This window comes from Methylobacterium sp. J-043, assembly GCF_022829505.1.
Taxonomy (GTDB): Bacteria; Pseudomonadota; Alphaproteobacteria; order Rhizobiales; family Beijerinckiaceae; genus Methylobacterium; species Methylobacterium extorquens_A.
Genome location: NZ_JAKSYB010000065.1, coordinates 118,348 through 144,725, shown reverse-complemented (window position 1 = coordinate 144,725; position 26,378 = coordinate 118,348). Strand labels below are relative to the sequence as shown.

General features: G+C 68.3%; 26 protein-coding genes. 6 read left to right on the top strand and 20 right to left on the bottom strand.

Annotated elements, in window-relative coordinates; translation table 11 throughout:
* Window positions 1-37: 37 nt before the first annotated feature.
* The 6 genes from MKK50_RS21855 to MKK50_RS21830 all read right to left on the bottom strand — a co-directional run bounded on the left by MKK50_RS21855 (window position 38) and on the right by MKK50_RS21830 (window position 3,686).
* Window positions 38-442, bottom strand: a complete 405-nt coding sequence (locus MKK50_RS21855; RefSeq protein ID WP_499025276.1) for an acyl-CoA thioesterase — start codon at window positions 440-442, stop codon at window positions 38-40.
* An 85-nt stretch (window positions 443-527) separates the two neighbouring features.
* Window positions 528-671, bottom strand: a complete 144-nt coding sequence (locus tag MKK50_RS21850; protein ID WP_253372170.1) for a hypothetical protein — start codon at window positions 669-671, stop codon at window positions 528-530.
* A gap of 209 nt (window positions 672-880) precedes the next feature.
* Complete coding sequence (locus tag MKK50_RS21845; protein WP_499025274.1) at window positions 881-1,162, bottom strand: hypothetical protein; 282 nt, start codon at window positions 1,160-1,162, stop codon at window positions 881-883.
* 128 nt (window positions 1,163-1,290) lie between these two features.
* Window positions 1,291-1,476 carry a YegP family protein gene (locus MKK50_RS21840; protein ID WP_003600744.1) on the bottom strand — a complete coding sequence of 62 codons (186 nt, stop codon included), beginning with the start codon at window positions 1,474-1,476 and terminating at the stop codon, window positions 1,291-1,293.
* Between the two features lie 173 nt (window positions 1,477-1,649).
* Complete coding sequence (locus MKK50_RS21835; protein WP_253372173.1) at window positions 1,650-3,182, bottom strand: DEAD/DEAH box helicase; 1,533 nt, start codon at window positions 3,180-3,182, stop codon at window positions 1,650-1,652.
* A gap of 267 nt (window positions 3,183-3,449) precedes the next feature.
* On the bottom strand, window positions 3,450-3,686 hold the full coding sequence (locus tag MKK50_RS21830) for a hypothetical protein (RefSeq protein WP_499025345.1): 237 nt from the start codon (window positions 3,684-3,686) through the stop codon (window positions 3,450-3,452).
* A gap of 209 nt (window positions 3,687-3,895) precedes the next feature.
* On the opposite strand from MKK50_RS21830, the gene sseA reads away from it, so the two are divergent.
* From sseA to purH, 3 genes are all read left to right on the top strand, one after another.
* Window positions 3,896-4,744, top strand: coding sequence for a 3-mercaptopyruvate sulfurtransferase (sseA, locus tag MKK50_RS21825; protein ID WP_499025273.1), 849 nt, complete (start codon window positions 3,896-3,898; stop codon window positions 4,742-4,744).
* Window positions 4,745-4,930: 186 nt separating this feature from the next.
* Window positions 4,931-6,643, top strand: a complete 1,713-nt coding sequence (locus MKK50_RS21820) for a heparinase II/III family protein (protein WP_499025271.1) — start codon at window positions 4,931-4,933, stop codon at window positions 6,641-6,643.
* 246 nt (window positions 6,644-6,889) lie between these two features.
* A complete protein-coding gene (gene purH / locus MKK50_RS21815; RefSeq protein ID WP_499025270.1) occupies window positions 6,890-8,488 on the top strand; it encodes a bifunctional phosphoribosylaminoimidazolecarboxamide formyltransferase/IMP cyclohydrolase in 1,599 nt (532 codons plus the stop codon).
* Window positions 8,489-8,828: 340 nt separating this feature from the next.
* Here purH and MKK50_RS21810 read toward each other — a convergent pair whose 3' ends face one another.
* The 4 genes from MKK50_RS21810 to MKK50_RS21795 all read right to left on the bottom strand — a co-directional run bounded on the left by MKK50_RS21810 (window position 8,829) and on the right by MKK50_RS21795 (window position 15,872).
* The gene (locus tag MKK50_RS21810) at window positions 8,829-10,529 is read right to left on the bottom strand and encodes a cation acetate symporter (RefSeq protein WP_499025269.1); all 1,701 of its coding nucleotides are present in this window, start codon (window positions 10,527-10,529) and stop codon (window positions 8,829-8,831) included.
* Entirely contained in the window at window positions 10,526-10,912 is a 387-nt protein-coding gene (locus MKK50_RS21805) for a DUF485 domain-containing protein (RefSeq protein WP_253372178.1), read from the bottom strand. Before MKK50_RS21805 ends, MKK50_RS21810 begins: the two co-directional genes overlap by 4 nt.
* Window positions 10,913-11,133: 221 nt before the next feature.
* Window positions 11,134-13,083 carry an acetate--CoA ligase gene (gene acs, locus MKK50_RS21800; RefSeq protein WP_253372179.1) on the bottom strand — a complete coding sequence of 650 codons (1,950 nt, stop codon included), beginning with the start codon at window positions 13,081-13,083 and terminating at the stop codon, window positions 11,134-11,136.
* Window positions 13,084-13,343: 260 nt separating this feature from the next.
* Window positions 13,344-15,872 (bottom strand): ATP-binding protein, encoded by a 2,529-nt coding sequence (locus MKK50_RS21795; RefSeq protein ID WP_499025343.1) that lies wholly within the window; start codon window positions 15,870-15,872, stop codon window positions 13,344-13,346.
* Between the two features lie 241 nt (window positions 15,873-16,113).
* On the opposite strand from MKK50_RS21795, the gene MKK50_RS21790 reads away from it, so the two are divergent.
* On the top strand, window positions 16,114-16,590 hold the full coding sequence (locus MKK50_RS21790; RefSeq protein ID WP_253372180.1) for a phasin: 477 nt from the start codon (window positions 16,114-16,116) through the stop codon (window positions 16,588-16,590).
* A gap of 208 nt (window positions 16,591-16,798) precedes the next feature.
* Entirely contained in the window at window positions 16,799-17,125 is a 327-nt protein-coding gene (locus tag MKK50_RS21785) for a hypothetical protein (RefSeq protein WP_015822918.1), read from the top strand.
* A 122-nt stretch (window positions 17,126-17,247) separates the two neighbouring features.
* Here the strand turns inward: MKK50_RS21785 and MKK50_RS21780 are convergent, their stop codons facing one another.
* Window positions 17,248-17,919, bottom strand: coding sequence for a L,D-transpeptidase (locus MKK50_RS21780; RefSeq protein ID WP_253372181.1), 672 nt, complete (start codon window positions 17,917-17,919; stop codon window positions 17,248-17,250).
* 468 nt (window positions 17,920-18,387) lie between these two features.
* Here MKK50_RS21780 and MKK50_RS21775 point away from each other — a divergent pair, with 468 nt between their 5' ends.
* Window positions 18,388-18,912: a hypothetical protein gene (locus MKK50_RS21775; protein ID WP_499025267.1), complete on the top strand. Its 525-nt coding sequence runs from the start codon at window positions 18,388-18,390 to the stop codon at window positions 18,910-18,912.
* Between the two features lie 49 nt (window positions 18,913-18,961).
* Here the strand turns inward: MKK50_RS21775 and MKK50_RS21770 are convergent, their stop codons facing one another.
* The 9 genes from MKK50_RS21770 to hisB all read right to left on the bottom strand — a co-directional run bounded on the left by MKK50_RS21770 (window position 18,962) and on the right by hisB (window position 26,307).
* The gene (locus MKK50_RS21770; protein WP_499025265.1) at window positions 18,962-19,483 is read right to left on the bottom strand and encodes a response regulator; all 522 of its coding nucleotides are present in this window, start codon (window positions 19,481-19,483) and stop codon (window positions 18,962-18,964) included.
* 191 nt (window positions 19,484-19,674) lie between these two features.
* The gene (locus tag MKK50_RS21765) at window positions 19,675-20,808 is read right to left on the bottom strand and encodes a transglycosylase SLT domain-containing protein (protein ID WP_253372185.1); all 1,134 of its coding nucleotides are present in this window, start codon (window positions 20,806-20,808) and stop codon (window positions 19,675-19,677) included.
* Between the two features lie 657 nt (window positions 20,809-21,465).
* Complete coding sequence (coaA, locus tag MKK50_RS21760; protein ID WP_253372187.1) at window positions 21,466-22,479, bottom strand: type I pantothenate kinase; 1,014 nt, start codon at window positions 22,477-22,479, stop codon at window positions 21,466-21,468.
* On the bottom strand, window positions 22,476-22,799 hold the full coding sequence (locus MKK50_RS21755; protein ID WP_012752879.1) for a phosphoribosyl-ATP diphosphatase: 324 nt from the start codon (window positions 22,797-22,799) through the stop codon (window positions 22,476-22,478). The genes coaA and MKK50_RS21755 overlap by 4 nt, the downstream gene beginning before the upstream one ends.
* Window positions 22,800-22,919: 120 nt before the next feature.
* Entirely contained in the window at window positions 22,920-23,696 is a 777-nt protein-coding gene (hisF, locus tag MKK50_RS21750; RefSeq protein ID WP_253372190.1) for an imidazole glycerol phosphate synthase subunit HisF, read from the bottom strand.
* Window positions 23,697-23,737: 41 nt separating this feature from the next.
* Entirely contained in the window at window positions 23,738-24,493 is a 756-nt protein-coding gene (hisA, locus tag MKK50_RS21745; protein WP_253372193.1) for a 1-(5-phosphoribosyl)-5-[(5-phosphoribosylamino)methylideneamino]imidazole-4-carboxamide isomerase, read from the bottom strand.
* A 41-nt stretch (window positions 24,494-24,534) separates the two neighbouring features.
* Window positions 24,535-25,197: an imidazole glycerol phosphate synthase subunit HisH gene (gene hisH, locus MKK50_RS21740; protein WP_499025263.1), complete on the bottom strand. Its 663-nt coding sequence runs from the start codon at window positions 25,195-25,197 to the stop codon at window positions 24,535-24,537.
* The gene (locus tag MKK50_RS21735) at window positions 25,194-25,697 is read right to left on the bottom strand and encodes a DUF2628 domain-containing protein (protein WP_499025262.1); all 504 of its coding nucleotides are present in this window, start codon (window positions 25,695-25,697) and stop codon (window positions 25,194-25,196) included. The genes hisH and MKK50_RS21735 overlap by 4 nt, the downstream gene beginning before the upstream one ends.
* A 22-nt stretch (window positions 25,698-25,719) precedes the next feature.
* Entirely contained in the window at window positions 25,720-26,307 is a 588-nt protein-coding gene (gene hisB / locus MKK50_RS21730) for an imidazoleglycerol-phosphate dehydratase HisB (RefSeq protein WP_060769995.1), read from the bottom strand.
* Window positions 26,308-26,378 lie beyond the last annotated feature (71 nt).

Here is a 26,378-nt window from a genome sequence, read left to right as displayed (position 1 = left end):
CGGGAAGCGCCAAGGGGAGGCGCCAAGGGGAGGCGCCTCAGCCCTCGACCGGGATCGAGCGCGGACGGCCCGCCTCGTCGATGGCGACGAAGGTGAAGGTCGCATCGGTGACCTTTTCGCGAATCCGTGTCTGGAAGCGCCGCGCCCAGGCCTCCAAGTGGATCTTCATGGAGGTACGTCCGACCCGGCCGATCCGGGTATAGACGCACAGCACATCCCCGACCCGCACGGGCCGGATGAAGGTCATTGCATCGACGGCCACGGTCACGACCCGGCCCTGCGCCCGCTCGACCCCGGCGATGCCGCCGGCCTGATCCATCTGCGACAGCACCCAGCCGCCGAAGATGTCACCGTTGGCGTTGGTGTCGGCCGGCATGGCGATCGTGCGCACCGTCAGGTCGCCGACGGGATGCTCGTCGCCCACATCGATCGTCTGCATCATCGATCCCCCCGTTCGCGCCGATTCGAGCACGCGTTGTCGGACAGCGAAGCACGGGCGCCGGTCCTGCGCCAGAGGCGGAACCGCGTCAGGGCATCAGGCCGAGAAGCTCCAGCCCGGCCGCGAGAAAGATCGCCGCGGCGCAGACGAACAGCTCGAGCGGGATGTCCTGCCAGGACAGGGTACGAGCGGGCGCAATCGCGCGCCGCTGCCGCGTCACGAGATCGATCATGGGACGTCCTCCGGAGCGACCCGTCTGACGCGGGCCATACTCGCTTGAACGCCATCCTATATCGGTCTGCGGCCTTTAGAAAAGCGCGGGGGCTGATCGGTCGCTCCAAGATGTAAGCACGAAAAAGCCCGGAGCGGTGACACTCCGGGCTCAGATCGGAAACGATCGTCTTCAGAAGTCAGGCATGACTCCCGAGAGATCAGTTCGGCTTAGTAGTAGAAGCGACGCGGGCCGTAGAAACGGCGCGGGCCGTAGAACGGACGACGGTAATACGGGCGACGGTAGAACGGGCGCGGGCCGTAGAATCGGCGGCCGTAATAGGGGCGCGGACCCCAGCCACGGCGGTAATATTGCGCCTTCTCGACGGTCGCGGGTGTGGCTTCGGTCACGAGCGCGGCCGACGGGCCCACCGGGGCGGCCGACGCACCCTGCGGTGCCACCGCAGCGAGGCCCAGGACCATCAGCGCGGCAAGGAGGAGTTTTCTGAGCAAGTGGGCATTCCCTCTTCGGCAATGGCGAACGGACACGCCGAACCCGGCGTACCGCGCGAGCGAGAACGCACGAGGCCGCAAAACGGTTTCGCAAAAAATGAGCGCCTGCGGTGACCTGTGAAACGGGGTCAGGCGATCTTCGTCGTCATGTCGACGACGGACGCCTCGGCGCTTCCCTTCACCAGTTCGATGCCGCGCTCGCAATCCTCGCGGCGAACATAGCTCTCACCGGAATCCGCGATGACGTTGCCGTTCTGGACGCGCAGGCGCCAGCGCCACTGCCCACCCGCATCACGATAGAGTTCGTAGCGCATCCCGCCTGATCTCCTGACAGGCCGTGCTCCGAACGAGAACGGCGCGGGATGAACGCATCCCGCGCCGAAAAGATCGATTTCCATGCCCCGTCGAGACCCGAGGATCGGCTGCGTCGTCCCCCGCCGCGCAGTGCTGCGAGAGTCCGATGCGGGATCGTCAGGTCTTCCGGCGATCAGGAGCGCGGTGCGCGATCGAGCCAGCCGATCGCCCGGCCGCCCTCGCCACCGGAGCGCGCGGGCCGACCGTCGCGACGGCCGTCGCTCGGACGGGCTCCTTGCGGACGCGCACCCTGCGGGCGGGCCTCGCCGGCCCGCTCGGGGCGGCGCTGGTCCTGCCGCTGAGCGTCGGGACGCGGTGCACCGGCGGCGCGCTGGTCCTGGCGGTGGCCCGGCTGTCCGCCGGGACGCCCGCCGCGAGCGTCGTGGGCGCGCGGCTCGCCGCGTCCCTCGCCACCCTGGCCGCGACCGCCGCCCGGACGACCCTGCCGCTGGCCGGGGCGACCCTGCGGCTGACGCGGCGGACGGCGCGCCTCCTCGGCGGCGTTGTCCTGCGCCTCCTGGCGCGTCGGCGGCACGAAGCCCTCGGGGAACCCGGCGACGGGCACCTTCTGACGCGTGGTGCGCTCGATGTCGCGCAGGTAGCTGCGCTCCTCGTCGTTGCAGAACGAGATCGCCTGGCCCTCCGCACCCGCGCGGGCCGTGCGGCCGATGCGGTGGACATAGGATTCCGGCACGTTCGGCAGATCGTAGTTCACGACGTGGGTCACGCCATCGACATCGATACCGCGGGCGGCGATGTCGGTGGCCACAAGCACGCGGCAGGAACCGTCACGGAAGGCGGCAAGCGCCCGCTCGCGCTGCGGCTGGCTCTTGTTGCCGTGGATCGCCGCGCTGACGACGTTGGCCTTGTCGAGGCCGCGCACGACCCGGTCCGCACCGTGCTTGGTGCGGGTGAAGACGAGCACACGCTCGATCTTCGGATCACGCAGGACGTGGTTGAGCAGGGCCTGCTTGGCGCCCGTGTGGCAGAAGATGACCTGCTGATCGACGCGCTCGGCGGTGGTCGCCACGGGGGTGACCGCGACCTGCACCGGGTTGCTGAGGTACTGGTCGGCAAGCCCGGCGATGTTCTTCGGCATGGTGGCCGAGAAGAACAGGCTCTGGCGCTTGGCCGGCAGCATCTTCACGATGCGCTTGAGCGCGTGGATGAAGCCGAGGTCGAGCATCTGGTCGGCCTCGTCGAGGACGAGGATCTCGACGCCCTCCAGCGTCAGCGCGCGGCGATCGACGAGGTCGATGAGCCGGCCCGGCGTAGCGACGAGGATATCGACGCCCGGCGCGATCGCCCGCTCCTGGCGGGTGATGTTCACGCCGCCGAACACAACGGTGTTGGTGTAGGGCAGGTGCCGGCCGTAATCCGAGAAGCTGTCGGCGATCTGGCTGGCGAGCTCGCGGGTCGGCGACAGCACGAGCACGCGGCAACCGCGGCGCGGCGCGCGGCGGCTGTCGAGCGACAGGCGATGCAGGATCGGCAGGGCGAAGGCAGCGGTCTTGCCGGTGCCGGTCTGGGCGATGCCGCAGAGATCGCGGCCCTCCATCGCTGGCGGGACGGCCTGCGACTGGATCGGCGTCGGCGTAACGTAGCCGGCCTCTTCCAGCGCGCGGAGCACGGGCTGAGCGAGGCCGAAATCGGTGAATTGGGTCAAGTCGGTACTTTCAAGGCAGCGGAACCCGCAATCCGGCGCATCAAATCGCGCGGGACTATCAAAGGCGGGTCCATCGGTCCGGGAGGCTGCCCGCGTGATGGGGCGGCCTGGGGTGCATACACGTTGAAGAGAGGGGCCGGGGCGCAACCTTGGAAAAGGCGCGAACCGTCACGCAGCCCCCTCAAGCGACCCCGTTCGGTCGCTGACGCTGCAACTGCGATATGCGACGTTGCACCCGCGAAGTCAATGAATGTCAGAGCGCCTCGCTCACGCCTCGTCGAATCGGCTCATGCTGAAAATCTCGATGCCCGCGCCGTCAACGACGCGAACCGACTCGGCGGCCGTGCGCGCGCGTTGCGGCACTCGCGCCCGGGCGAACAGCCGCTTGGCCCGCTCCGCCGCCGCCTCCGGGCTCGCCGTCCGCACGGAGACCCGCTGCTGCACGCCGCCCGGCGCGTCCGGCTCCTCCGGCCCGAGCACTTCGATGTGATAGGTTTCTCGCACGGACATGCACCCTTTCGCTGTCGTCCCGCGCTTACCCGAAGATCGCGCCGGTGGCAGGGGCGTAACGGACGCCACACCGTCGCGCCTGTTTCACGCAGGGTGATCGCGCGAAGCGATTGCCATGACTTTTGGGCTCGCGGCCTTGCCGAATTCCCGCCAATGCCGGATGTGATGTCTTCCCCGCGAAGACCCGCGCAGCGAGGATATTCATGACCACATCGCCCTTCGTCACGGTGGAATGGCTGCATCAGCGCCTGAACGCGCCGGACGTCGTCGTGCTCGATGCCTCGTGGTACCTGCCGGCGCAGGGGCGCGACGCCGCGGCCGAGTATCAGGCGGCCCATATCCCCGGTGCGATCCGCTTCGATCTGGACGCGATGAGCGACACCGAATCCGCCCTCCCCCACATGCTGCCGCGGCCCGAGGTGTTCTCCTCGAAGATGCGGGCGCTCGGGGTCGGCGACGGGGCGCAGGTCGTCGTCTACGATGGAATGGGGCTGTTCTCGGCGCCGCGGGTGCGCTGGATGCTCCAGACCTTCGGCATGCGCGAGGTCAAGATTCTGGAAGGCGGCATGCCCGCCTGGGTCGCGGCGGGCTACCCGACCGAGGACGGCGAGGGCCGCCCGCGCGACCGGCGCCATTTCACCGCCCGGCTCGACAACGGCGCCGTGGCGGATGCGGGTGACATCGCCCGCGCCCTGGCCGGCGGCACGACGCAGGTGGTCGATGCGCGCTCCGGCCCGCGCTTCCGCGGCGAGGAGGCGGAGCCGCGCCCCGGCGTTCGCCCCGGGCATATGCCCGGCGCCAAGAACCTGCATTACGCCGCCCTCCAAGCGAATGGCCGCCTGCGGGACGAGGCCTCGCTGAGGGCCGCAATCGCGGAGGCCGGCGTCGATCTCAACCGGCCCGTCGTGACCACCTGCGGCTCGGGCGTGACCGCAGCCATCGTGGCGCTGGCACTCGAGACTTTGGGCAAGGAGCCGCGGGCGCTCTACGACGGCTCGTGGTCGGAGTGGGGCGCCGATCCCGCCCGCCCCGTCGAGACCGGCCCCGCCTGAGCGGCGAAGCGCCGCCGCGTCGGGCCGGTGCATTCCGGGGATGCCGGCCCCGGCGAGGACGACACAGCGTTAAAGGGCGGTTAAGAGGACGGGCATAAGCTTGGCCGAAGCCGGCAGCCGGGCGCCCATCGTGCGGGTCCGGGCGGCGACCCGTACGGCCCGTCTCGAAGGCTCGGAGGATACGGCTTGGGCAGGGGCCCCGAACGCTGGCAGCTCTACCGCCTGCTCGGTCACGAGATCGTCCGCGCGGTTCGCGAGCGGACAGCACAGCTCACGGCGCGGCCCGAGATCCTCACCCGCGCGCGGGTGACCGGCCTCGTGATCGCGCCGCACGACCTGCGGACCAGCGACGCCTCGCTCGCCGACGACATCTATTCCGGCCTATTCGTCTTTGCCGGCCGCTCGTTGGTGGTGAGCGGACGCTCGCCCTTCGACTACGATCCCCCCTCCCCCGAATGGGCGGACGCGCTCTACGGCTTCGGCTGGCTGCGCCACCTGCGGGCTGCCGACACGGCCCTGGCCCGCGCCAATGCCCGCGCCTTCGTCTCGGACTTCATGGGCGGACGCGGCGAGGCCACCCGCGCCAGCCCGGTGCCGGTCGCCTCACGCCGGCTGATCTCGTTCCTGTGCCAGTCTCCGTTGGTGCTCGAGGGGGCAGACCACGCCTTCTATCAGGCCTTCCTCAAGGCCGTGGGCAAGGGTGCGCGGGAACTGGAGCGCTCGCTGCGGCGCTCGTCACCGCCGCAATCGCGCCTGCTGGCGGCGGTGGCGCTGACCTATGCCGGCCTAAGCTGCGAGGGCATCGAGCCGATCCTGCGCCGGGCCACCCGCATCCTCGTGCGTGAACTCGAAGCGCAGATCCTGCCGGATGGCGGCCATCAGTCCCGCGATCCACGGTTCGCCATGGAGCTGCTGCTCGATCTGCTACCGCTTCGCCAGAGCTTCCTCAGCCGCAGCGTCGATCCGCCGGAGGCGCTCCTGCGCGCCGTCGACCGGATGCTACCGGCGCTACGCCTCCTGCGCCACGGCGATGCCTCGCTCAGCCACTTCAACGGCATGGGCGTGACGGCGGCCGACCATCTCGCCACGCTGCTGGTCTATGACGGGGCCGGCACCGAGCCACTGATGTACGCCTCCCATTCCGGCTACGCCCGGCTCGAACTGGGGCGGGTCGTGCTCGTCTGCGATGTCGGTGCACCGCCGCCGATGGATCAGTCGCGCGAGGCTGGCGCCGGCTGCCTCTCCTTCGAACTGACGAGCGGGGCGCAGCGCATCGTCGTCAATTGCGGCAGTCCCGCGAGCGGCGGCGAGTTGCGCCGGGCCGCGCGCAGCACCGCCGCCCACTCGACGGCGACGGTCGCCGACACCTCCTCCTACCGCTTCCTCGACCAGCCGGAGGATTGGTGGATCAGCCGGATCGCCGCCCGCTGGCTGCTGCACCGCCGCGGCCCCGTGGTCCTGCGCGGCCCCGGTCCGGTCGCGGTCGAGCGGCGCACGGAGAACGGCGCCGCGGTCCTCGCCGCGCGCCATGACGGCTACGCCACGGAATTCGGGATCCTGCACGAGCGCCGCTGGCGCCTTTCCGACAGCCCCGTGCGTCTGGCAGGCGAGGATGCGTTCCGGCGTGACAGCAAGCGCCCGCGCTCGCGGCCCCAGCCGGTGGCGGTGCGCTTCCATCTACACACCGCCGTCGCGGCGCAGCCTCAGGACGACGGCAGCGTGATGCTGGGCCTGCCGACGGGTGAGCGATGGCGCTTCACGGTGGAGGGTGCGACGGCGGCGATCGAGGAGAGCGTGTATTTCGCAGGCGTCGTCGGTGCGCGGCGCACTGCGCAGATCGTCCTGCACCTCACGGTGGACGAGGACGCGCTGGTACGCTGGCAGATCGAGCAGGTCTGATTTCGGTCGGCGGTGAACCCGGCTCTGTGCCGATTGCTCCCCAATTGCGGAGCGACTGGCCTCAACCGGTAGCACGGAAGCCCCCCGACGAGGGCTTCCGTGCCGCTCGGTCTGACGCAGCTCTTAAGTGTAGCGGTTGAAACAACCGCGTCTTCAGGCGGAGATCGTCCGCTTCAACTGTTCGCCCCAGCCGGTTCCGTGCTACCGCGCGCGCAAATTCCCTCACCGACCACACAGGCGATCCCCATGCCGCGCGACCAGATCCGGGTCACCCGCGCCCTCCTCTCCGTTTCGGACAAGACCGGGCTCACGGACTTTGCTGCGGCGCTGAGCCAGCGGGGCGTCGAACTGGTCTCGACGGGGGGCACCCACCGTGCGCTCACCGGAGCGGGGCTGGCCGTCCGGGAAGTGTCCGAGCTGACGCGCTTCCCCGAGATGATGGACGGGCGGGTGAAGACGCTGCATCCGGCCGTCCATGGCGGCTTGCTCGCGGTGCGCGACAACCCCGAGCATCAGGCAGCGTTGGCCGCCCACGGCATCGGCGCGATCGACCTGCTCGTGGTCAACCTCTACCCGTTCGAGGAGACGCTGAAGGCCGGCAAGGCCTACGACGACTGTGTCGAGAACATCGATGTCGGCGGCCCGGCGATGATCCGCGCGGCGGCCAAGAACCATGCCGACGTCGCCGTGGTGGTCGATGTCTCGGACTATGCGACCATCCTCGCCGAACTCTCGGCGCACGGGGGCAACCTCACCGCCGCGACCCGCCGCCGGCTCGCGCAGAAGGCGTTTTCGCGCACCGCCTCCTACGACGCGGCGATCGCCAACTGGCTCGCCGAGGTCGAGGGGAACGACGCGGCCCCGACCTTCAAGGCGCTCGGCGGCACGCTCGCCCAGAGCTTGCGCTACGGCGAAAACCCGCACCAGTCGGCCGCCTTCTACCGCCTGCCAGGGACCCTGCGCCCCGGCATCGCCACCGCCCGGCAGGTCCAGGGCAAGGAACTGTCCTACAACAACCTCAACGACACCGACGCGGCCTATGAATGCGTCGCCGAGTTCGACCCCGCCCGCACGGCGGCGGTGGCGATCATCAAACACGCCAACCCCTGCGGCGTCGCGGAGGGGGCGGATCTGCTGGCGGCCTACGAGCAGGCGCTGGCCTGCGACCCGACCTCGGCCTTCGGTGGCATCGTTGCGCTCAACCGGCCGCTCGACGCCGAGGCCGCGCGAAAGATCGTCGAGATCTTCACCGAGGTCATCATCGCCCCCGACGCCTCCGAGGAGGCACGCGCCATCGTCGGCGCCAAGAAGAACCTGCGGCTGCTGCTGGCGGGCGGACTCGCCGACCCGCGGGCGAAGGGCGAGGTCGTCCGCACCGTGGCGGGCGGCTTCCTGGTCCAGGGCCGGGATGCGCTCAGCGTGGACGACATGGAGCTGAAGGTCGTGACTCGGCGCGCCCCGAGCGAGGCGGAACTCGCCGACATGCGCTTTGCCTATCGGGTGGCCAAGCACGTGAAATCGAACGCCATCGTCTACGCGAAGGGCGGGGCCACGGTCGGCATCGGTGCCGGGCAGATGTCGCGGGTGGATTCCTCGATCACCGCCGCGCGCAAGGCGGCGGAAGCGGCGCAGCGCCTCGGCCTGTCCGAGAGCCTTGCCAAGGGTTCGGCCGTCGCCTCCGACGCCTTCTTCCCCTTCGCCGACGGCCTGCTCGCCGCGGCGGAAGCCGGTGCCACCGCCGTGATCCAGCCCGGCGGTTCGATGCGCGACGATGAGGTGATCCGGGCCGCCGACGAGGCCGGGCTCGCCATGGTGTTCACCAGCGTGCGCCACTTCCGGCACTGAGCGCCGGCCCCACCTCGCGCGCCGGCCGAATGAACAAAAAAGCCCCGCCTCACGGCGGGGCTTTTTTCATTGACGCGCCTGGCGTTGCGAAGCGCCGTCATCTTGAGCGAAAGCGAGGCGATCCAGGTCATCGTTTCGACGCGCATTCTCTCGACGAGACGGTAACAACGCCGTCGGAATGCGCTTGAGCCGAAAAGGTCGCGTCTCGGTTCGCTTCGGCACCGCCTCGCGATGACAGACGGCTCCGGGGTGCCCCGAGCGGATCAGCCAGAAGCGGACAAGCGAAAGGGGCGCAGCCTTATCGGCCGCGCCCCTTTGCGTTTCCTGCAGGACAGACGCTTCAGTGCGCGTGCGCGCCCGACGCCCCGATGCCGGTCTCCGAGCGCACGAACTGCGCGTCGAAGGCGGCACGCTCCCGATTGGCCCGGCGGGTCCGGTCGATGGTCGAGATGCCCCAGATCGTCAGGAAGGCGAGCGGCATCGAGAACAGGGCCGGGTTGGCATAGGGGAACAGAGCGGCCGGATAGCCAAAGGTCTTCACCCAGACCGCATCGGACAGCACCACCATGACCACCGCCGCCACGAGCCCGACCAGGCCGCCGATGAGCGCACCCCAGGTCGTGGTACCGCGCCACAGGATCGACATGGCCAGGACGGGGAAGTTGCAGCTCGCCGCGACCGAGAAGGCGAGGCCGACCATGAAGGCGACGTTCTGGTTCTCGAACACGTAGCCGAGATAGATCGCGACGATGCCGATGCCGACGGCGGAGAGCTTTGAGAGGTTCACCTCCGCCTTCTCCGTGGTACGGCCGCGGGCGAAGACCTGGGCGTAGAGATCGTGGCTGATCGCCGAGGCGCCGGCGAGCGTCAGGCCCGCCACCACCGCGAGGATGGTCGCGAAGGCCACCGCCGAGATGAAGCCGAGGAAGTACGGCCCGCCCACCGCGTTGGCGAGGTTCACGGCCACCATGTTGGTGCCGCCGACCATGTCCTTGATCTTGTCGTAGGCGACGCCGTCGGCGCCGAGCTTGAAGTAGCTCGGGTCGGACATCAGCAGGGCGATGCCGCCGAAACCGATGATGAAGGTGAGGATGTAGAAGTAGCCGATCAGGCCGGTGGCGTAGAACACCGACTTCCGCGCAGCCTGCGCATCCGACACCGTGAAGAAGCGCATCAGGATGTGCGGCAGGCCCGCCGTGCCGAACATCAGGCCGACGCCGAGGGAGATCGAGTCGATCGGGTTCGTCACGAGGCCGCCGGGCGCCATGATGGAATCGCCCTTCGGATGGGTCTGCACCGCCGCGGCGAACAGCTTCTCCGGGCTGAAGCCGTACTTGTAGAGCACCGCGCCAGCCATGAAGGTCGCACCGCCCAGGAGCAGGCAGGCCTTGATGACCTGCACCCAGGTCGTCGCCTTCATGCCGCCGAAGGCGACGTAGATGATCATCAGCGCGCCGACGATTACCACCGCATAGAGGTAGGGCAGGCCGAACAGAAGCTGGATCAACTTACCGGCGCCGACCATCTGCGCGATCAGGTAGAACGCCACGACGACGAGGGTGCCGGTCGCCGAGATGATGCGGATCGAGGTCTGATCGAGGCGGAAGCTCGCGACATCCGCGAAGGTGAACTTGCCGAGGTTGCGCAGGCGCTCGGCGATCAGGAACAGCACGATCGGCCAGCCGACGAGAAAGCCCGTCGAGTAGATCAGGCCGTCGAACCCCGAGGAATAGACAAGGCCGGAGATGCCGAGGAAGGAGGCCGCCGACATGTAGTCGCCGGCGATCGCGAGCGAGTTCGTGCGGGCGGAGATGCCGCCGCCGGCCGCGTAGAAGTCGGCCGCCGACTTCGAACCCTTCGCCGCCCGGTAGGTGATCCCGAGGGTGAACAGCACGAAGAACAGGAACATGAAGATCGCGGGCCAGTTCGTGGCCTGCTGCTGCACGGCGCCCATGTCGGGGCCGGCGGCGAGCGCCGAACCGGCGCCGAGCGCGAGGCTCGCGCCGAGGAGCGCGACGGATCGGCAAACGGGACGGATCATTTCGCGAGGCTCCGGATGAGTTCGGCCGAGAGCCGGTCGTAGCGGGTGTTGGCGCGGGCGACGTAGATGCCGGTCAGCACGAAGGCGAAGACGATGACGAACATGCCCATGTAGAACCCGAGCGAGGCCGTGCCGCCGACCTTCGTCGCGAGTAGCGCCTTGTCGAAGGCAATGAGCCCGATGAAGCCGAAATAGACCAGCAGCATCAGGCCGGTGAGGATCCAGCCGAAGCGCGTGCGCTCGTGAACCAACGTCTTGAAGATCGGGTGCTCGGCGATCCGGTCGAGCCGCTGATCGGGCTCGGGCATTTCGGGGGCGCCCGCCCCATGGAGTGTGCGGGCGTCCGACGTCGCGGACGGCCTCACCGTCTGGATGCTACTCATGAATCTCCTCCCGCGCGATCCTGTCTCACCGCGGCCTCGGGGCCGGGTGATCGGCTGCTTTGTTCTGTGATCGTGACGACCGAAGCGTTGGCGTCCGCTCCGGCACAAACCGGCCCCGGACCGCCCGCAAGGGGGCGACCGGCACCGTGGATTCCAGGCATCGAGGCCGTGCCCGGAAGGGCGCCCGCCGCGCGAGGTGGCGGGCGCTTGTCGTGATCCGCTCAGGCCGAGCGGTTCTGGCGGTTTTCGATCAGGTCATCGACCACGGCTGGCTCGGCCAAGGTCGAGGTGTCGCCGAGCGAGCCGAAATCGTCCTCGGCGATCTTGCGCAGGATGCGGCGCATGATCTTGCCGGAGCGGGTCTTGGGCAGGCCGGGCGCGAACTGGAGCAGATCGGGCGAGGCGATCGGGCCGATATCCTTGCGGACCCAGGTGACCAACTCCTTGCGCAGTTCGTCCGTACCCTCCTCACCCTCGTTGAGGGTAACGTAGGCGTAGATGCCCTGGCCCTTGACGTTGTGGGGATAACCCACGACCGCGGCTTCCGAGACCTTCGGGTGGGCGACGAGGGAGGATTCGACCTCCGCCGTACCCATGCGGTGGCCCGAGACGTTGATGACGTCGTCCACGCGGCCGGTGATCCAGTAATAGCCGTCCGCGTCGCGCCGGGCGCCGTCGCCGGTGAAGTAGAGATCCTTGTAGGTCGAGAAGTAGGTCTGCTCGAAGCGCTCGTGGTCGCCGTAGACCGTGCGCATCTGGCCGGGCCAGCTGTCCTTGATGCAGAGGTTGCCCTCGCAGGCGCCATCCAGCACCTTGCCCTCGGCATCGACCATCACCGGCTGCACGCCGAAGAACGGGAGCGTGGCGGAGCCGGGCTTCAGCCGCGTCGCCCCCGGCAGAGGGGTGATGAGGATGCCGCCGGTCTCGGTCTGCCACCACGTATCGACGATCGAGCAGCGGGAATCGCCGACGACACGGTAGTACCAGTCCCAGGCTTCCGGGTTGATCGGCTCGCCGACCGAACCCAGTACCCGAAGGGATTGGCGCGAGGTCTTCTTCACCGGGCCCTCGCCGCCGCCCATGAGCGAGCGGATCGCGGTCGGCGCGGTGTAGAAGATATTGACCTTATGCTTGTCGATGACCTCCCAGAAGCGGGAATTCGACGGATAGGTCGGGATACCCTCGAACATTAGCGTGGTCGCGCCGTTCGCGAGCGGACCGTAGACGATGTAGCTGTGGCCGGTGACCCAGCCCACATCGGCCGTGCACCAATAGACGTCGCCGTCGTGGTAATCGAAGACGTATTGGTGGGTCATCGAGGCGTAGACGAGGTAGCCACCGGTGGTGTGCACCACGCCCTTCGGCTGGCCCGTCGAGCCCGACGTGTAGAGGATGAACAGCGGGTGCTCGGCCTCGACGGCCTCGGCCGGGCAATCATCGGTCACCTGCTCGGCGGCCTCGTGGTAGTAGACGTCGCGGCCCGGCTCCATCGCCACGTTGCCGCCCGTGCGCTTGACCACGATGACGTGGTCCACGAAGTCCGCGTCGAGGCGCTTGATCGCTTCGTCCACGTTGGCCTTGAGCGGCACCTTGCGCCCGCCGCGCAGACCCTCGTCGGCAGTGATGACGAGCTTCGAGCCGCACCCCTTGATCCGGCTCGCCAGCGAGTCGGGCGAGAAGCCACCGAAGACGATGGCGTGGATGGCGCCCAGACGCGCGCAGGCCAGCATCGCGTAGGCGGCCTCGGGGATCATCGGAAGGTAGAGCGTGACGCGATCACCTTTGCCGACGCCGCGGTTGCGCAGAACGTTGGCCATCCGGCACACTTCGGCGTGCAACTGCCGGTAAGTGATGTGCTTCGACTCGTTGGGATCGTCGCCTTCCCAGATGATCGCGGTCTGGTCTCCGCGGGTCTCGAGGTGGCGGTCGATGCAGTTGAGTGCGACGTTGGTCTTGCCGTCCTCGAACCATTTGATCGAGACGTTTTCGGGCGCGAAGCTCGTATTCTTGACTTTGCTGAAAGGCGTCGACCAGTCGATCCGCTTGCCGTGCTCGCCCCAGAACGCCTCAGGATCAGAAACGGAGGCCTCGTACATCTCCCTGTACTTGGCTTCGTCGATCAGAGCCCGGTCCCGCCAGGCATCCTGAACGTCGATGACCTTCTCGCTCATTTGGTTTCTTCCCTGCCGGTGCCCGATCGTATCGCGAAGGTCCGCGCAGCCGGGGCTTCCTCAGAACTCTTAAGCGCAGATGAATACACCCGGCAAGCACCAAAAAGTCGAGTTCGGCGGTTTTGCGCAATCGAGTTGCACAGTAATTCATTGGAGGCGCTGCGCAGACTGGCGGTCTTCCGGAGCAACACCGGGAAACGCTTGTCGTGTCACGGGAATTGGCTGGCAGCCGCAGCGGCTACGATCGGTGCTCCAACCCGTCAGGCGGCCGGAAACAGCATCTCAACGAGGGTGCCCTCATCCTTGCGGCTACTGATGCGAAAACGTCCGCGGTTGGCCTCCACGAGCGCCTTGGTCAGCGTCAGCCCGAACCCCTTCCCATCTCCCTCCGGAGCGGTGCCAAGATCGGCCCCGAACGGCTCGAGTGCGCCCATCAGTTCGTCTTCGGTCATGCCGGTGCCGGTGTCGCGCACACGCAGGGCGACCTCGCCGCGTTCGGCGAGCGTGGTCGAGACGATCACCTGTCCGCCGGCCTCGGTGACGCGGATCGCGTTTCCGAGCACGGTCAGCGCCGCCTGCCGGATCGAACGCTCGTCCGCCTTCATCGCCGGCAAGTTGGGGGCGAGGCTGGTGCGCAGGACGATGCGGTCGCGCGCCGCCTTCGGCTGCTGCGCCGCGATGCAGGCGGCGACGAGGTCGTTGAGCGCAAGATCGGCGAAGGTGAGCTTGCCGCGGCCGGCCTGAATCTCGGCGAGATCGCGCAAGTCGTCGATCAAGGCGGCGATCCGGCCGCCGGAGAGACGCACTTCGCGCAAATAGGCCTCCAGACGCTCGGCATCCGCCCGATCGAAGCGGTCGGAGAGCATCATGTCGGTGAGGCCGAGAATCGCGTTGAGCGAGGGGCGGATTTCGTGGCTGACGCGCGCGAGCGCGTTGGCCTTCCAGGCACCTTCCGCCTCGGGCTCGCTCCACCGCGCGGTTTCCGCGGCCGGTGCCGGGGGCGCCCCATCCTCGTCGCGGATTTCGCGCAGGCTGGCGCAGTAACCCGGCGCGTCCTCTCCGAGCAGCCGGGCGATGCGCAGGCGCAACGCCGCCGCCCCGGTGCGGACGGTCACGCCGTGGATCGCGCTCGCACCGGAGCGGCGGGAATCGGTAACGGCCGTCTCCAGCGCCGACAGGCTCTCGGGCGCGAACAGGTCGGCGAAGCGCCCGCCCACGATCTCCTTGGGATGCGCATGGACGAGTTCGGCAGCGCTCGGGTTCAGGCCGACGACACGGCCCTCGGCATCGAGCGTGACGACGCCCTCCTCCAGGCTGTCGAGCACCTTCTCCGCCCGCAGCCGCGCGGCATTGGCCGGAACGGCCGGGAAATCGACGTCGCCGCCAGCAGGCATCGCCCGCGCGAGGCAGATTTCCGCCGCCGCCCCCTCCCAGACGAGGCCGGCTCGATCGACGAGGAGCGCCACCGTACCGCCTTCGGGCCGCGCGAAGGGAACCGGCCCGATGATCTCCCGGTCCCTGGGCGGAAGGCCACGGAAGAGATGCGCAAGGCCCGCCTGCCGCAGGGCCGGCAGATCCGCGTAGCCGGTGAGATCGAGGAAGGTGCGGCTGGCGAACAGCATCTCGCTGCCACGGTAGACGAGCACGCCGAGGGGGAGACTTTCGAGCAGGTCGGTGAGCGCGAGACGCGCGCGCGCCTCGCACTCCGAGAGGCGACCCTGCGGGATCGGGAACGGCATCACCGAGCCACTCTGCGCGGATTCGGGACGCGCGGGCATCGGCGCTGCGTCGTCCCCATCCTCATCGGGGGCGAACCGCAGGCCAAGAACGCGCGCGACCTCGCGGAAAGCGGCATGCTCGTTGACCGACAGGCCGGCTTCCGCCTCCGTCTCTTCGACTAACGCCTCTTCCTCGAAGCTCGCCGGTTCGTCTTCCTCATCCTCGTGCGCGCTCTCCATCGCGCGGGCATGACGCTCGCCCAAGATCGCGAAGCCGCCGAACCCGGCGAAATCATCCGTCGCGCGGCCGGTCGGAGCGCCGGAGATTTCGAGCGCGTGCTCATAGGCACGACCGCGCACCAGAAGCGGCAGGGCCCGGAAGGTACGCCGGTCGGCGAGCGCGTGCGTCAGCGCCGCGCCCTCGATCACACCGTCGGCGGCGAGCATCGCCCATGTGCGGCCGGACAGGGCCTCGGCGAGGTCGAGATGGGTCCGCGAGACATGGGTCAGCACGCCATCGCCATCGCTGCGCCAGATCACACGGAGGGGCAGTTCATCCGGCTCCCCTTCCGACATCGAGGATGGCGAAGGGACCTCGGGCTTCGCAACATCCGGACCCGCATCCGCGGGGGGGAGATCGGCCTTGGCGGGCCCGCTGTCGAACGGCCGCAGGGCCGGCAAGGCTCCGATCGGAGCCAGAAGCAGGACTGAACGCCCCTCCCCCAGCTCGGCTCGCGCAGCGAGAGCGACCACCGGAGGCGCGACGCCGCGGGGATCGACGCGCAAGCGAACCATGCGGGGCCGCGCGTCCAGGACGCCGGCGCGGCGGATCTGCTCGGACAGGCGCAGCGCAGAAAGGACAGTGCCGTCCGAGTCGGCGATGCCGGCCCGTAGGGGGAGCGCCGCACCCGCCGCATGGAGGATGCGACCGGCCGCCTCGTCGAGAACGAGAAGCGCACTGCCCTCGCGAACGAGATGCGCGATCGACGCGTCGCCTCTCCATCGCGCCAACGCGGCACGAATGGCCGCATCGTCGCCCGGATGAGAAGCCTGCACTGCGCGGTCCGACATCCGAACCCTGGTCATGAGCCCCTTCATCGCCCTGTCGCCGGTCGTTCGGGGCATGAACACGTGCGCCCTGTGTAACTTAACTGCGGCCAGACGTGGACACTGAAGCCCGCCGACACACGTTTATCAACTGGTAACCTTAATTGGTCCTCCGGGGCTGGAAAAAAGGCGACCCCCGCGCTATTGTGCATTGCACATTGTGCGCCGCACAACGAGCGCTCGATGCGAACTTAAGGAGAGAGACGTGACGAACACCCCCAACTACGAAGTCCCCACCGAGATGCGCGATTTCGCGGAGAAGAGCGTCGAGCAGGCCCGCAAGGCGTTCGATTCCTTCATCGGCGCGGCCCGCCGCACCGCCGACACGGTCCAGGGCTCGACCGACCTCGCCCGTAGCAACGCCACCAGCATCTCCTCCCGCGGCTTCGAATACGCTGAGCAGAACGTCAACGCGGCGTTCGACCTGGCGCAGAAGCTCGTGCGCTCGCGCGATGTTCAGGAGGCCATGCAGCACCAGGCCGAGTTCGTGCGCGCGCAGTTCGCTGCGATCCAAGCGCAGGCCAAGGAGTTCGGCGGCCTCGCACAGAGCGCTTTTCAGCAGAGCGCCGAGAATGCCAAGAGCGCCATGCAGCAGGGTGCTGCCGACGCCCGTCAGGCCTACGAGCAGGGCGTCGAGACGGCCCGCGAGAACGCCAACGACGCGCAGAAGGCCACGTCCTGACGCACCCTCCGCGCTTCGGCTCGGACGGCACGTAAGGCCGACGGCCCGCTCCCGACGGAGTGGGCCGTTCCTCGTTTCGGGCCTCGGTCTCCGAGCTTCATCCAGAAAAGCGGTCTCTGGCTCCGCCACTTTTCCGCCGTCCGGACACCGCAAGGCTCCACACCTCGCCGGCTCCGTGTGGGGCGGCCCAGCGGAGGTTTTGGACACGATGCGTCCCGTTCGTACTCTCGGCCTCGCGGCCCTGATCGCCGTCGCGGCCGGAAGCCTCGCGCCCGCCCAGGCACAATATTACGACGACGGCTACGATGCGCCTCCGCCCCGCGCACGCGCCTATCGCGATCGCGACTGGGGCGGTCCGCCGCCGCGCCGAGCCATGGGCCTCAATTGCGATGCGGTGCAATCGGGCATCAGCGGCCTGCAGCCGTTCTCCTGCCCTCTGCCGGGCCCGCGCCCGCTGGGCGCCCGCTGCTTCTGCGATATGCCGGTGTCGTTCCTGAACGGCCCGCGGACGGCCGTCGGACGAGTCGCACCGTAAACGCCCTTTCGCACGATAACGACCGCCCTCGGCGCGTCACGATGCGCTAGACCGAGGTAAAAAAAGAGCCGCGCCGGGATGACCGGCGCGGCTCTTCTCAAAAGCCTCGATGATCCGGCGCGTCAGTTGACGATGACGGTCGCACCGACCTTCACACGGGAATAGAGGTCGGTAACGTCCTCGTTTGTCATGCGGATGCAGCCCGAGGAGACCGCCTGCCCGATCGTGTCCGGCTCATTGGAGCCGTGGATCCGGTATTCCGACTTGCCGATATACATCGCGCGGGCGCCGAGCGGGTTCTCGATGCCGCCGGCCATGTAGCGCGGCAGATCGGGACGACGGGCGATCATCGCCGCCGGAGGCGTCCAGCCCGGCCACTCACGCTTGGCGGTGATCTTGTTCACGCCGCTCCAGGTAAAGCCCGGACGCCCGACGCCGACACCGTAACGAACGGCCTGTCCGCCCGGCATCACGTAGTAGAGGCGGCGCTCGGCCGTGGAGACGACGATCGTGCCCGGTGCGTAGCGGCTGTCATACTCCACGATTTCGCGGGGAATACGCGCTACCTGTGCCTGAGCAGCCTCAGCCTCTCCGTAACCCTGGCTGTAGCCTCGCGCGCCGGCGCCGCGCTGCGTGGCATAGGGATCGTAGACCGGCCAGCCGCCGGGCGACGACTGCTCCTGATAATCATCGCCGTCCGAGCCGAACGGGTCGTAGGGCGCGGCGTTTGCGGCGCCCATCGTGAGAACACAGACGCCGACAACGCCGGCGAGAACAGATGCCAAGGTCTTCATCGCAGGTGCCTACCTGTGCAGTAATCTTTGCAATTACAAGCGTGACTGTGCTTGGTCGGTTCCACGCTGTTTACGGATTTTCCACGACTCGGCCGTGCGGCGGCTCGCATCAGCTTGGCCATTGCGATATGGTTACTCCCGAAGCCGGTATGGCCGGGAGCGACGCGTGACCCGCCTGGGGCCGTCAGCCAAGACTTACTTCGCTGCCAAGGACGGTCGGTTGCCGATCGTCGTCGGCTTGTAGCGGTCGCCAAGTGCTTGACGCGTCACAACGAGATCGCTTGAGCCGATTCGGCGAAGCCTGCGCCCAACCGCCTGCCGGCAAAGCTGCGGCGCTCCGCGAGAGCTTCCATCAATAGAGCCGTCTCAACGCCATGACTTCACGAAGTAAAATCTTCACCGAACCCAATCAACCCGTGGTTCGTTTGATTTTTTCGGTTGCCCCGCCTAGCCTGATTGCCTCGAAACTTGGAAGAGGTCGAAGGTATGGTGGGTTGGCTCCTCGGCAAACTGAAGTGGCTTACGGTCCTCTGCGCGATCGGCGGACCGATCTTGGCTTTCGCATGCTGGCAGGACGGAAATCGTCGGCGGGATGTGATGGCAATGGGCATCCAGACCGAGGCGACGATCGACAGCGCGACACGGGTCAAGCGCCGTCGCGGCGGAACGAACTACAAGCTCGACCTGAGTTGGATGGATCGCGGCGGCCTGCGGCGAAAGGCCGAAGGGGTTTCGATTTCGCAAGCGCTGGCCGCCCAGGTCATCGTCGACAACCAACTGGCCATCGATCGCCTGCCCATCAAATACATCGCCGGGGAAGCGGGATCACTGAGGGCGGACGACAACATCATCATCTTGGATGACACCGCGCATCAGGAGAGGACCGACGCGGAACTCGTCTATGTCGGCATGGGTGCCGGCGTCGTCGGCCTGATCGGCGCAGCCGTCTTTTTCCTACCCCGGCGCCGTCGGCGCGATGCGGTCGCGGCCTGAGGGCCGTTCGGACGGCGCTTCGACAATCCTGACCACGCCTTCGGCGCGGTCAGCTCACGGGGGGAGACGGGTCGCGGGCGGCCCGTTCGGCCTCGACCAGCACATCGAAGGCGCGCCACGGCTTCGGGATGAACACCGCCCCTTCCGGCAACGCCGCGCCGTGCTCCGGTTCGACGCCGGAGGTCACGACCAGCCGGGTTCGCGGCCAGAGGGTGGCGATGGCCCGGGCGAGTTGAAGCCCATCCATCGCTCCCGCAAGGCGGATATCCGCGAAGACGAGGGCGACATCACCGCCGCACTCCTGCAGGACGCTCAGCGCGCGCTCGGCGCTGTCGCAGCCGATGACGCGCAACTCGGTCTCTTCGAGCACGCTTTCGGCCAATTCGCGGGTGTCGCGCTCATCCTCGACCACGAGGGCGATGCGGGCATCCGCGCGCTCGGTCTTCGCAGGCATGGCGCGTTCAGCATGATCGACTCGCCGAACCAGGGCGGCGAGATGGTCGGGAATGCCTTCCGCGACGAGGTTGTCGTAGCAGGAGGCGAGCGCCTGCCCGATTTGATCGAGCTTCATGCTCGGCAGCAGAGGATCATCGGCGGACCCCCGATGCGATCGGTTTCGAAACGTGTCGTTCAAGGCGAAACGATCCTCCCCTGCGCGTCCGGGCCGCACCACAACATAACAAAGCCGGCGGGTGCCGCTCAGTTGCGTCGGAGGAAGATTTTCACCGTCGCGGGCCCGCCGCGCGGCGGGCGGCCGCAGTGCTACTGAACGGCCTCGGCATCGGCGAGCGCGACGAGGCCGGCCACGGTGCGGACATCGCGATAGCGGTCGCCGCGGGCGTTCATCATGGCCTCGAACTTCTGGTGCACCTGCGCGACCGAGAGGCTCGCAGGCTTGCGGTGGCGGCCCCGGCCGGTGGTGCCGGCAAAGAAGATCGAACGGTTGGCCCGGGCCGGGCCGGGCAGCAGGGTCGCGGCGGCGGCGGTGGGCTTGTCGACGACCTGAGACAGGAAGTTCTCGGCGTCGTCCGGTCCGAGGAAGTGGGCGAGGTAGACTTCGCCGAGCGTCAGCTCGCGGCCGATCTTCAGAGCGATGCGCCCGGCGTCGCGCTTCAACATCTCGCCGGCCATGACGGCCGAGAGGTAGGGGTCGCGGCGCAGGTCGAGGATGCGGGAGCGTTCGGCCTGATCCTGGATCGACGGCCGGTCGTTGCCGTCCGGGACGACCAGGCCGGCCTCCTTCTCGTACCCGTATCGGGGTCCGAAGTCGCGGATCACGCCGAGCCAGGTGCGCTCGATGAACTGGAACAGGCCGGTGGCCGACGAGGTCTTGGCCTGGACGGCGGTGATGAAGCTCGATTCCTTGTCGGCCACGGCCATGAGCAGGACCGGATCGGTCTGGACCGCCTGTGACGCCTTCACGATCGTCTGGACGAGGTGGCGGCGGATCTTCATCGGCCCGAATTCGAGGATGTCGTTCGGGTCGCCGGTCGAGGTCTGCGAGAGCAGGAAGTCGTAGGAGACGCGATCGACCGTGTTGGCGCCGAGTTCGGTGTCGAGATCGCCCACGGGGTGGAAGCTCGTGGAGGCCGCCAGCACACTCGGCACCGGCATCTCGGGCGCGAGCGCCTGGAGGCGCGGCTTCGGCATGGCGAGGTCGGACACCTTGGTCGAGGCCTCGGCCCGGCCGAAATCGGTGCCGGCATTGAGCAGAACCGCGCTCAAGCCACCGGCGAGCAGGGTCATGGAGAGGATGGAGCGGACCAGCGCCGTGCGGCTGCCGTGATCACGCCCGGTCCGGGAATTGAGGGTGATGGCGTCGGAGGACGGGGTGGGACGCCCGCTCTTGCGGGGCGTCGAGGTAGTACGCGGCGATCCGATCGTACGGCCCTGCATCGTTGTCGTCGCTCACTCTTCGTGATGGCGCCAGCGGCGTATGGGTCACACTTACGTCGCCGGATGTGGCGCAAACACGGCCGAGGTTGTGGCATCCCCAAGGCAGTGCGGGGCGATTTGCGGGCAAGCTGAGCCGTTTGGCGAGTTGTCCCCGGTGTCTTCCACCGGACTTGCAATTCATAGCCGACAAGATCGGAGGAAAATGCCGTGCCCGCCGATCCGCATCGCGCCCTCAAAGGAAGAAAATGATCGGCGATGCTGCGGCCCGATTGCATCATAGAGCCGGTGCTACACGTCGATGACGGACAGAGAGCCCATGACTTCTACGAATCCGCTATTGGTCTCGAGCACGCTCTGAAGTCCGAGACACTCCAGACCTACGACGCCGGCGGGTGGAACGTGCGTCTCCGGTTCGGGCGCGGCGCATCCGTGTCACCGCAGCGCCTGTATGGCGGGTCGAGCCCGCAGCATGACGGGACAGGGCTATTGCATCTCTGTGTCGGGACGACCGAGGACGACCTGCCTGCATGGGAGGCGAAGCGCGCATCGCGGGGTATCCCCGTCGATGGGTGTGTCGCGTGACCGCGATCCAGGCGGCACATGCTCGGACTCGCGACGCGCGGGGGGGGCTACAATCGAGCGCTTGAGTGCCGCTGGTTACAACCGCCGGAGCGCCACGCTCTCGATGCGATGGCTCGGCCCCTTGGCCAGGATCAGGCCGGCCCGCTGGCGCGTCGGCAGAATGTTGTCGCGCAGGTTCGGCAGGTTGATCGTCGTCCAGAGCCGGTCGGCGATCTCCAGCGCCTCACTCTCGGAGGCCTCGGCGTATTTGCGGAAATAGGAGAGCGGATCGCGGAAGGCCGTCTGGCGCAGGCGCAGGAAGCGATTGACGTACCAGCGGTGCAGGTCGTCCTCGTGCCCGTCGAGATAGATCGAGAAGTCGAAGAAGTCCGAGACGAAGGGAATCGCGGTGCCGTCCCGCGGCAGGCGCGCCGGCTGGAGGACGTTCAGCCCCTCGACGATGAGGATGTCGGGCGATTCGATCACCTGCTCCTCGCCGGGCACAACGTCGTAGACGAGGTGGGAATAGACCGGGGCGGCGACGCGCCGGTGCCCGGCCTTGATGTCGGCAAGGAAGCGCAGCAGGGCGGCGCTGTCGTAGCTCTCGGGAAAACCCTTCCGCTCCATCGCGCCCATGCGCTGCAATTCGGCATTGGGGTGGAGGAAGCCGTCGGTCGTGATGAGATCGACCTTCGGGGTATTGGGCCAGCGGGCCAGCAGGGCCTTCAGCACCCGCGCCGTCGTCGATTTGCCGACCGCCACCGAACCGGCAAGGCCGATGATGTAGGGCACCTTGGCGTCGTGCTCGGCGAGCAGGAAGCGCTGCGTCGCCTTGAACAGCCCCTGCGTCGCCGCGACGTAGAGCGAGAGCAGGCGGGAGAGCGGCAGGTAGATCGCCACCACCTCCTCGATCGAGATCGGGTCGTTGAGGGATTGCAGGCGGCCGATATCTTCGGCGCTCAGCGTCAGCGGGGCGTCGGCGCGCAATTGCGCCCATTCGTCCCGCGAAAAGATCCGGTAGGGCGAGAGGCGGCCCGGCCCCTGGCCGGTCACGGGATTCTGGCGCTCCTCCGGTTCGATCCCCGCCGACGGGATCGGGGCGCCGATCATGTGTGCCTCCGCGCCGCCTTCTCGGCGAGCCCGCTCTGCGCGGTGCGCCGACCCAGCTCCGCCATCACGTCGTCGAGCGGCACACCCGCCGCCTTCAAGGTCACGACAAGGTGATAGAGCACGTCGGCCGCCTCCGAGACGAGCGCCTTGGGGTCGCCCTGCACCGCGGCGATGACGGCCTCGACCGCCTCCTCGCCGAGCTTCTTGGCAGCCTTGGCCGGCCCCTCGGAGAGCAGCTTTGCGGTGTAGGATGTCTCGGGAGGTGTGCCGGCGCGGCTGTCCACGAGGGCGGCAAGGTCGTCGAGGCTGAACTTCGTCATAAGGCGCGCAAGCGAAAACCGTATCATGCGGCATCGCATGATCGGATACCGGCACTTTAAACCCTGCGCAGGCCCACGCGCCCGGTCAAGGGGCGCTGTCACCCGCCCACCGGATACCGGTTACGGATCGAGCCGCATCGCAAGTCCGGCGGCGGCCATGTGGGTCTTGGCCTCGCCGACCGTATGGTGGCCGAAGTGGAAGATCGAGGCGGCCAGCACCGCGCTCGCGCCGCCGTCACGGACACCCGCCACGAGGTCGTCGAGCCCGCCGACGCCGCCGGAGGCGATCACCGGCACCCTCACCGCATCGGTGATGGCGCGGGTGAGCGCGAGGTCGTAGCCGGAGCGGGTGCCGTCCTTGTCCATGGATGTGACGAGGAGTTCGCCCGCGCCCCGCTCGGAGACCGTACGGGCGAACTCCACCGCATCGATCCCGGTCGGGTTGCGCCCGCCATGGGTGAAGATTTCCCAGCGTGCAGCTTCGTCCGGACCGGAGACCCGCTTGGCGTCGATCGCCACGACGATGCACTGGTCGCCGAACTTTTCCGCCGCCTCGGCGACGAAGTCGGGATTCTTCACGGCGGCAGTGTTGATGCCGACCTTGTCGGCGCCCGCGAGCAGGAGCGTGCGCACGTCGGCCACGGTCCGCACCCCGCCGCCGACGGTGAGGGGCATGAAGCAGGCTTCCGCCGTGCGACTCACCACGTCGAGCAGGGTGCCGCGCGCCTCGTGGCTCGCGGTGATGTCGAGGAAACAGAGTTCGTCGGCGCCGGCCGCATCGTAGGCCTTGGCCGACTCCACCGGGTCGCCGGCATCGCGCAGTTCGAGGAATTGCACGCCCTTCACGACGCGCCCGTCCTTCACGTCCAGGCAGGGGATGATGCGGGTCTTGAGCACGCGTGAATGCCTTCAGGCTGTCGGGGGTCGGAGGGCCGCGATCACGCGGCGCTCCCCTGGTCACGGCCCCTGGCACGGGCGATGGCGGCGAGTGCTTCCCTCGGGTCGATGCGGCCGTCGTAGAGGGCGCGGCCGGTGATGGCGCCGGCCAGCACGGCGCAGTCCGGCTCGAGCAGCCGCTCCACATCGGCAATCGAGGCGAGGCCGCCCGAGGCGATGACCGGGATGCTGACGGCCGAGGCCAGCGCCAGCGTCATCTCGATGTTGAGCCCCTTGAGGATGCCGTCGCGGGCGATGTCGGTGTAGATGATGGCGGCCACACCGGCATCCTCGAAACGGCGCCCAAGCTCTTCCGCGGTCATGCTGGAGGTCTGGGCCCAGCCCTCCACTGCCACGCGACCGTCCTTGGCATCGATGCCGACGGCGATACGGCCGGGATGGCGGCGAGCCGCCTCGCGGACGAAGGCGGGGTCACGCACGGCGGCCGTGCCGATGATGACGCGGCTCACGCCCTTTTCCAGCCAGCCTTCGAGGGTGCGCATCTCGCGCACGCCGCCGCCGAGCTGCACCGGCAGGCTGACGCGCGCCAGGATGGCATCGACCGCCGCGGCGTTGCGGGGCTCTCCGGCGAAGGCACCGTCGAGATCGACGACGTGGAGCCAGGAGAACCCCTGCGACTCGAAGGCCGCCCCTTGCGCGGCGGGATCGTCGTTGAAAACCTTGGCCTGGGCCATGTCGCCTTGAACGAGGCGGACGCAGCGCCCTTCCTTGAGGTCGATGGCCGGATACAGGATCACGCGTCAGCTCGCGAATACGATGTGTCGGACAAAGGCGGCCCTCAGGGGCGCCAGCGCAGGAAGTTGCCGAGGAGCGCGAGGCCGAGGCGCTGGCTCTTCTCGGGGTGGAACTGGGTGCCCGCCATGTTGTCATGCGCGACCATGGCCGTGACCGGCCCGCCATACTCGGCATGGGCGACCACGTCGGCCGGCTCGGCGGCCTTCAGCGCGAAGCTGTGGACGAAGTAGGCGTGGAGCCCGCCCTCCCCGATCGCGATGTCGCGCAGCAGTGCGTGCTCACGATCGAGATGCAGGGTGTTCCAGCCCATATGCGGGATCTTGAGCGCCGGGTCGGCCGGCTCGATCGGGCCGACATCGCCGGGAATCCAGTTCAGGCCCGCGGTCTCCTCGTATTCGAGGCCGCGACTTGCCATGAGCTGCATGCCGACGCAGATGCCGAGGAATGGCTTGCCCTGCACCCTGACAGCCTCGGTCATGGCCTCGACCATGCCGGGCACCGCATCGAGGCCGCGGCGGCAATCGGCATAGGCGCCGACGCCGGGCAGCACCACGCGGTCGGCCCCGGCCACCGCTTCCGGCACGTCGGTGACGACGATGCGGGTGCCGTCGAGCCCGGCCTCGCGCGCCGCACGCTCGAACGCCTTCGCCGCCGAGTGGAGATTGCCCGATCCGTAATCGATGATCGCGACGGTCTGCTCGCTCACCGTCCACCCTCGCTCGCGGGGAAGAGACCGATCACCGCGTCATCGCCGCGGCGATGCGTCGGGCGGATCACGGCCGACGTGGGGAAACCCGTCGTGGCGCTGCCCGGAACCGGTTCGGCATCGAGCCACCGGGCGGCGGCCTTCAATTCAGCCTCTTCCTGCGAGTTCGCCATCACCGCGTCCAGAGCGGGCTTGCCCCGGCGGCCATAGGTCCAGCGGCGCAGGCTCGACGCCTCCATGCCGATCAGCAGGCTCACCAGCACCGTCACGATCAGCGCCGCGAACGGCGAGAGGCCGAGAGCCCGGCCCGCGAACGCCAGCCCGACGAGCCCCACCAGCACGAGGAGCGCCGCGAGCCAGAGGCGGTGGCGCAGGAACCACAGCACCGTGAACGCGAAGGCGTTCCACGAGAAGCCGTCGCGCACGAGATGCGCCTGTTCCAGTGCCCGCGGGTCACCCCGAACCGAGCCTTCGGGAACGTGCAGCGTGTAGGTCCGCATCCTCGCTCCTCCTCAAATGGTCTCAGAGCGATCCCTTGGTGGAGGGAACGCGGCCGTCTTCACGCGGGTCGATGGCGACGGCCTTCCGCAAGCTCCGGGCCAGCCCCTTGAACACGCTCTCGGCGATGTGGTGCGCGTTCTCGCCGTAGAGCGTCTCGACATGCAGCGTGATGCCGGCATTCATCGCGAAAGCCTGGAAGAACTCCCGGACCAGCTCGGTGTCGAACTGGCCGATCTTCTCGACGCGGAAGCTCGTGCGGAACACGAGGAACGGGCGGCCGGAGATGTCGATCGCGATGCGGCTCAGCGTCTCGTCCATCGGCAGGTGGATGTCGGCGTAGCGGGCGATGCCGCGCTTGTCGCCGAGCGCCTGAGCCACCGCCTGGCCCAGCGCGATGCCGGTATCCTCGGTGGTGTGGTGTTGATCGACGTGCAGGTCGCCAGCGACCTTGATCGTCACGTCGAACAGGCCGTGCCGGGCGAACAGCTCCAACATGTGGTCGAGAAAGCCGACGCCGGTCGCGATCGCGGCCTTGCCGGTGCCGTCGAGATCGATCGAGACGGACACGTCGGTCTCTGCCGTGCGGCGGCTGATGCTGGCTGTACGCATCGGATACGGGCGTCTGATCCTGGAACGGGCAGCGGGCCTTCAGCGGCCGGCCGGGCCTGCCTTGTAGTGTG

What these genes read in the sequence shown, in the direction of transcription:
- MKK50_RS21765 (WP_253372185.1), bottom strand. Translation starts at nt 20,808, where the DNA reads ATGCAGGGCCGTACGATCGGATCGCCGCGTACTACCTCGACGCCCCGC.
- MKK50_RS21855 (WP_499025276.1), bottom strand. Translation starts at nt 442, where the DNA reads ATGATGCAGACGATCGATGTGGGCGACGAGCATCCCGTCGGCGACCTG.
- MKK50_RS21850 (WP_253372170.1), bottom strand. Translation starts at nt 671, where the DNA reads ATGATCGATCTCGTGACGCGGCAGCGGCGCGCGATTGCGCCCGCTCGT.
- MKK50_RS21770 (WP_499025265.1), bottom strand. Translation starts at nt 19,483, where the DNA reads ATGAAGCTCGATCAAATCGGGCAGGCGCTCGCCTCCTGCTACGACAAC.
- MKK50_RS21755 (WP_012752879.1), bottom strand. Translation starts at nt 22,799, where the DNA reads ATGACGAAGTTCAGCCTCGACGACCTTGCCGCCCTCGTGGACAGCCGC.
- acs (WP_253372179.1), bottom strand. Translation starts at nt 13,083, where the DNA reads ATGAGCGAGAAGGTCATCGACGTTCAGGATGCCTGGCGGGACCGGGCT.
- MKK50_RS21795 (WP_499025343.1), bottom strand. Translation starts at nt 15,872, where the DNA reads ATGTCGGACCGCGCAGTGCAGGCTTCTCATCCGGGCGACGATGCGGCC.
- purH (WP_499025270.1), top strand. Translation starts at nt 6,890, where the DNA reads ATGCCGCGCGACCAGATCCGGGTCACCCGCGCCCTCCTCTCCGTTTCG.
- MKK50_RS21805 (WP_253372178.1), bottom strand. Translation starts at nt 10,912, where the DNA reads ATGAGTAGCATCCAGACGGTGAGGCCGTCCGCGACGTCGGACGCCCGC.
- MKK50_RS21785 (WP_015822918.1), top strand. Translation starts at nt 16,799, where the DNA reads ATGCGTCCCGTTCGTACTCTCGGCCTCGCGGCCCTGATCGCCGTCGCG.
- MKK50_RS21735 (WP_499025262.1), bottom strand. Translation starts at nt 25,697, where the DNA reads ATGCGGACCTACACGCTGCACGTTCCCGAAGGCTCGGTTCGGGGTGAC.
- MKK50_RS21840 (WP_003600744.1), bottom strand. Translation starts at nt 1,476, where the DNA reads ATGCGCTACGAACTCTATCGTGATGCGGGTGGGCAGTGGCGCTGGCGC.
- hisB (WP_060769995.1), bottom strand. Translation starts at nt 26,307, where the DNA reads ATGCGTACAGCCAGCATCAGCCGCCGCACGGCAGAGACCGACGTGTCC.
- coaA (WP_253372187.1), bottom strand. Translation starts at nt 22,479, where the DNA reads ATGATCGGCGCCCCGATCCCGTCGGCGGGGATCGAACCGGAGGAGCGC.
- MKK50_RS21810 (WP_499025269.1), bottom strand. Translation starts at nt 10,529, where the DNA reads ATGATCCGTCCCGTTTGCCGATCCGTCGCGCTCCTCGGCGCGAGCCTC.
- sseA (WP_499025273.1), top strand. Translation starts at nt 3,896, where the DNA reads ATGACCACATCGCCCTTCGTCACGGTGGAATGGCTGCATCAGCGCCTG.
- MKK50_RS21780 (WP_253372181.1), bottom strand. Translation starts at nt 17,919, where the DNA reads ATGAAGACCTTGGCATCTGTTCTCGCCGGCGTTGTCGGCGTCTGTGTT.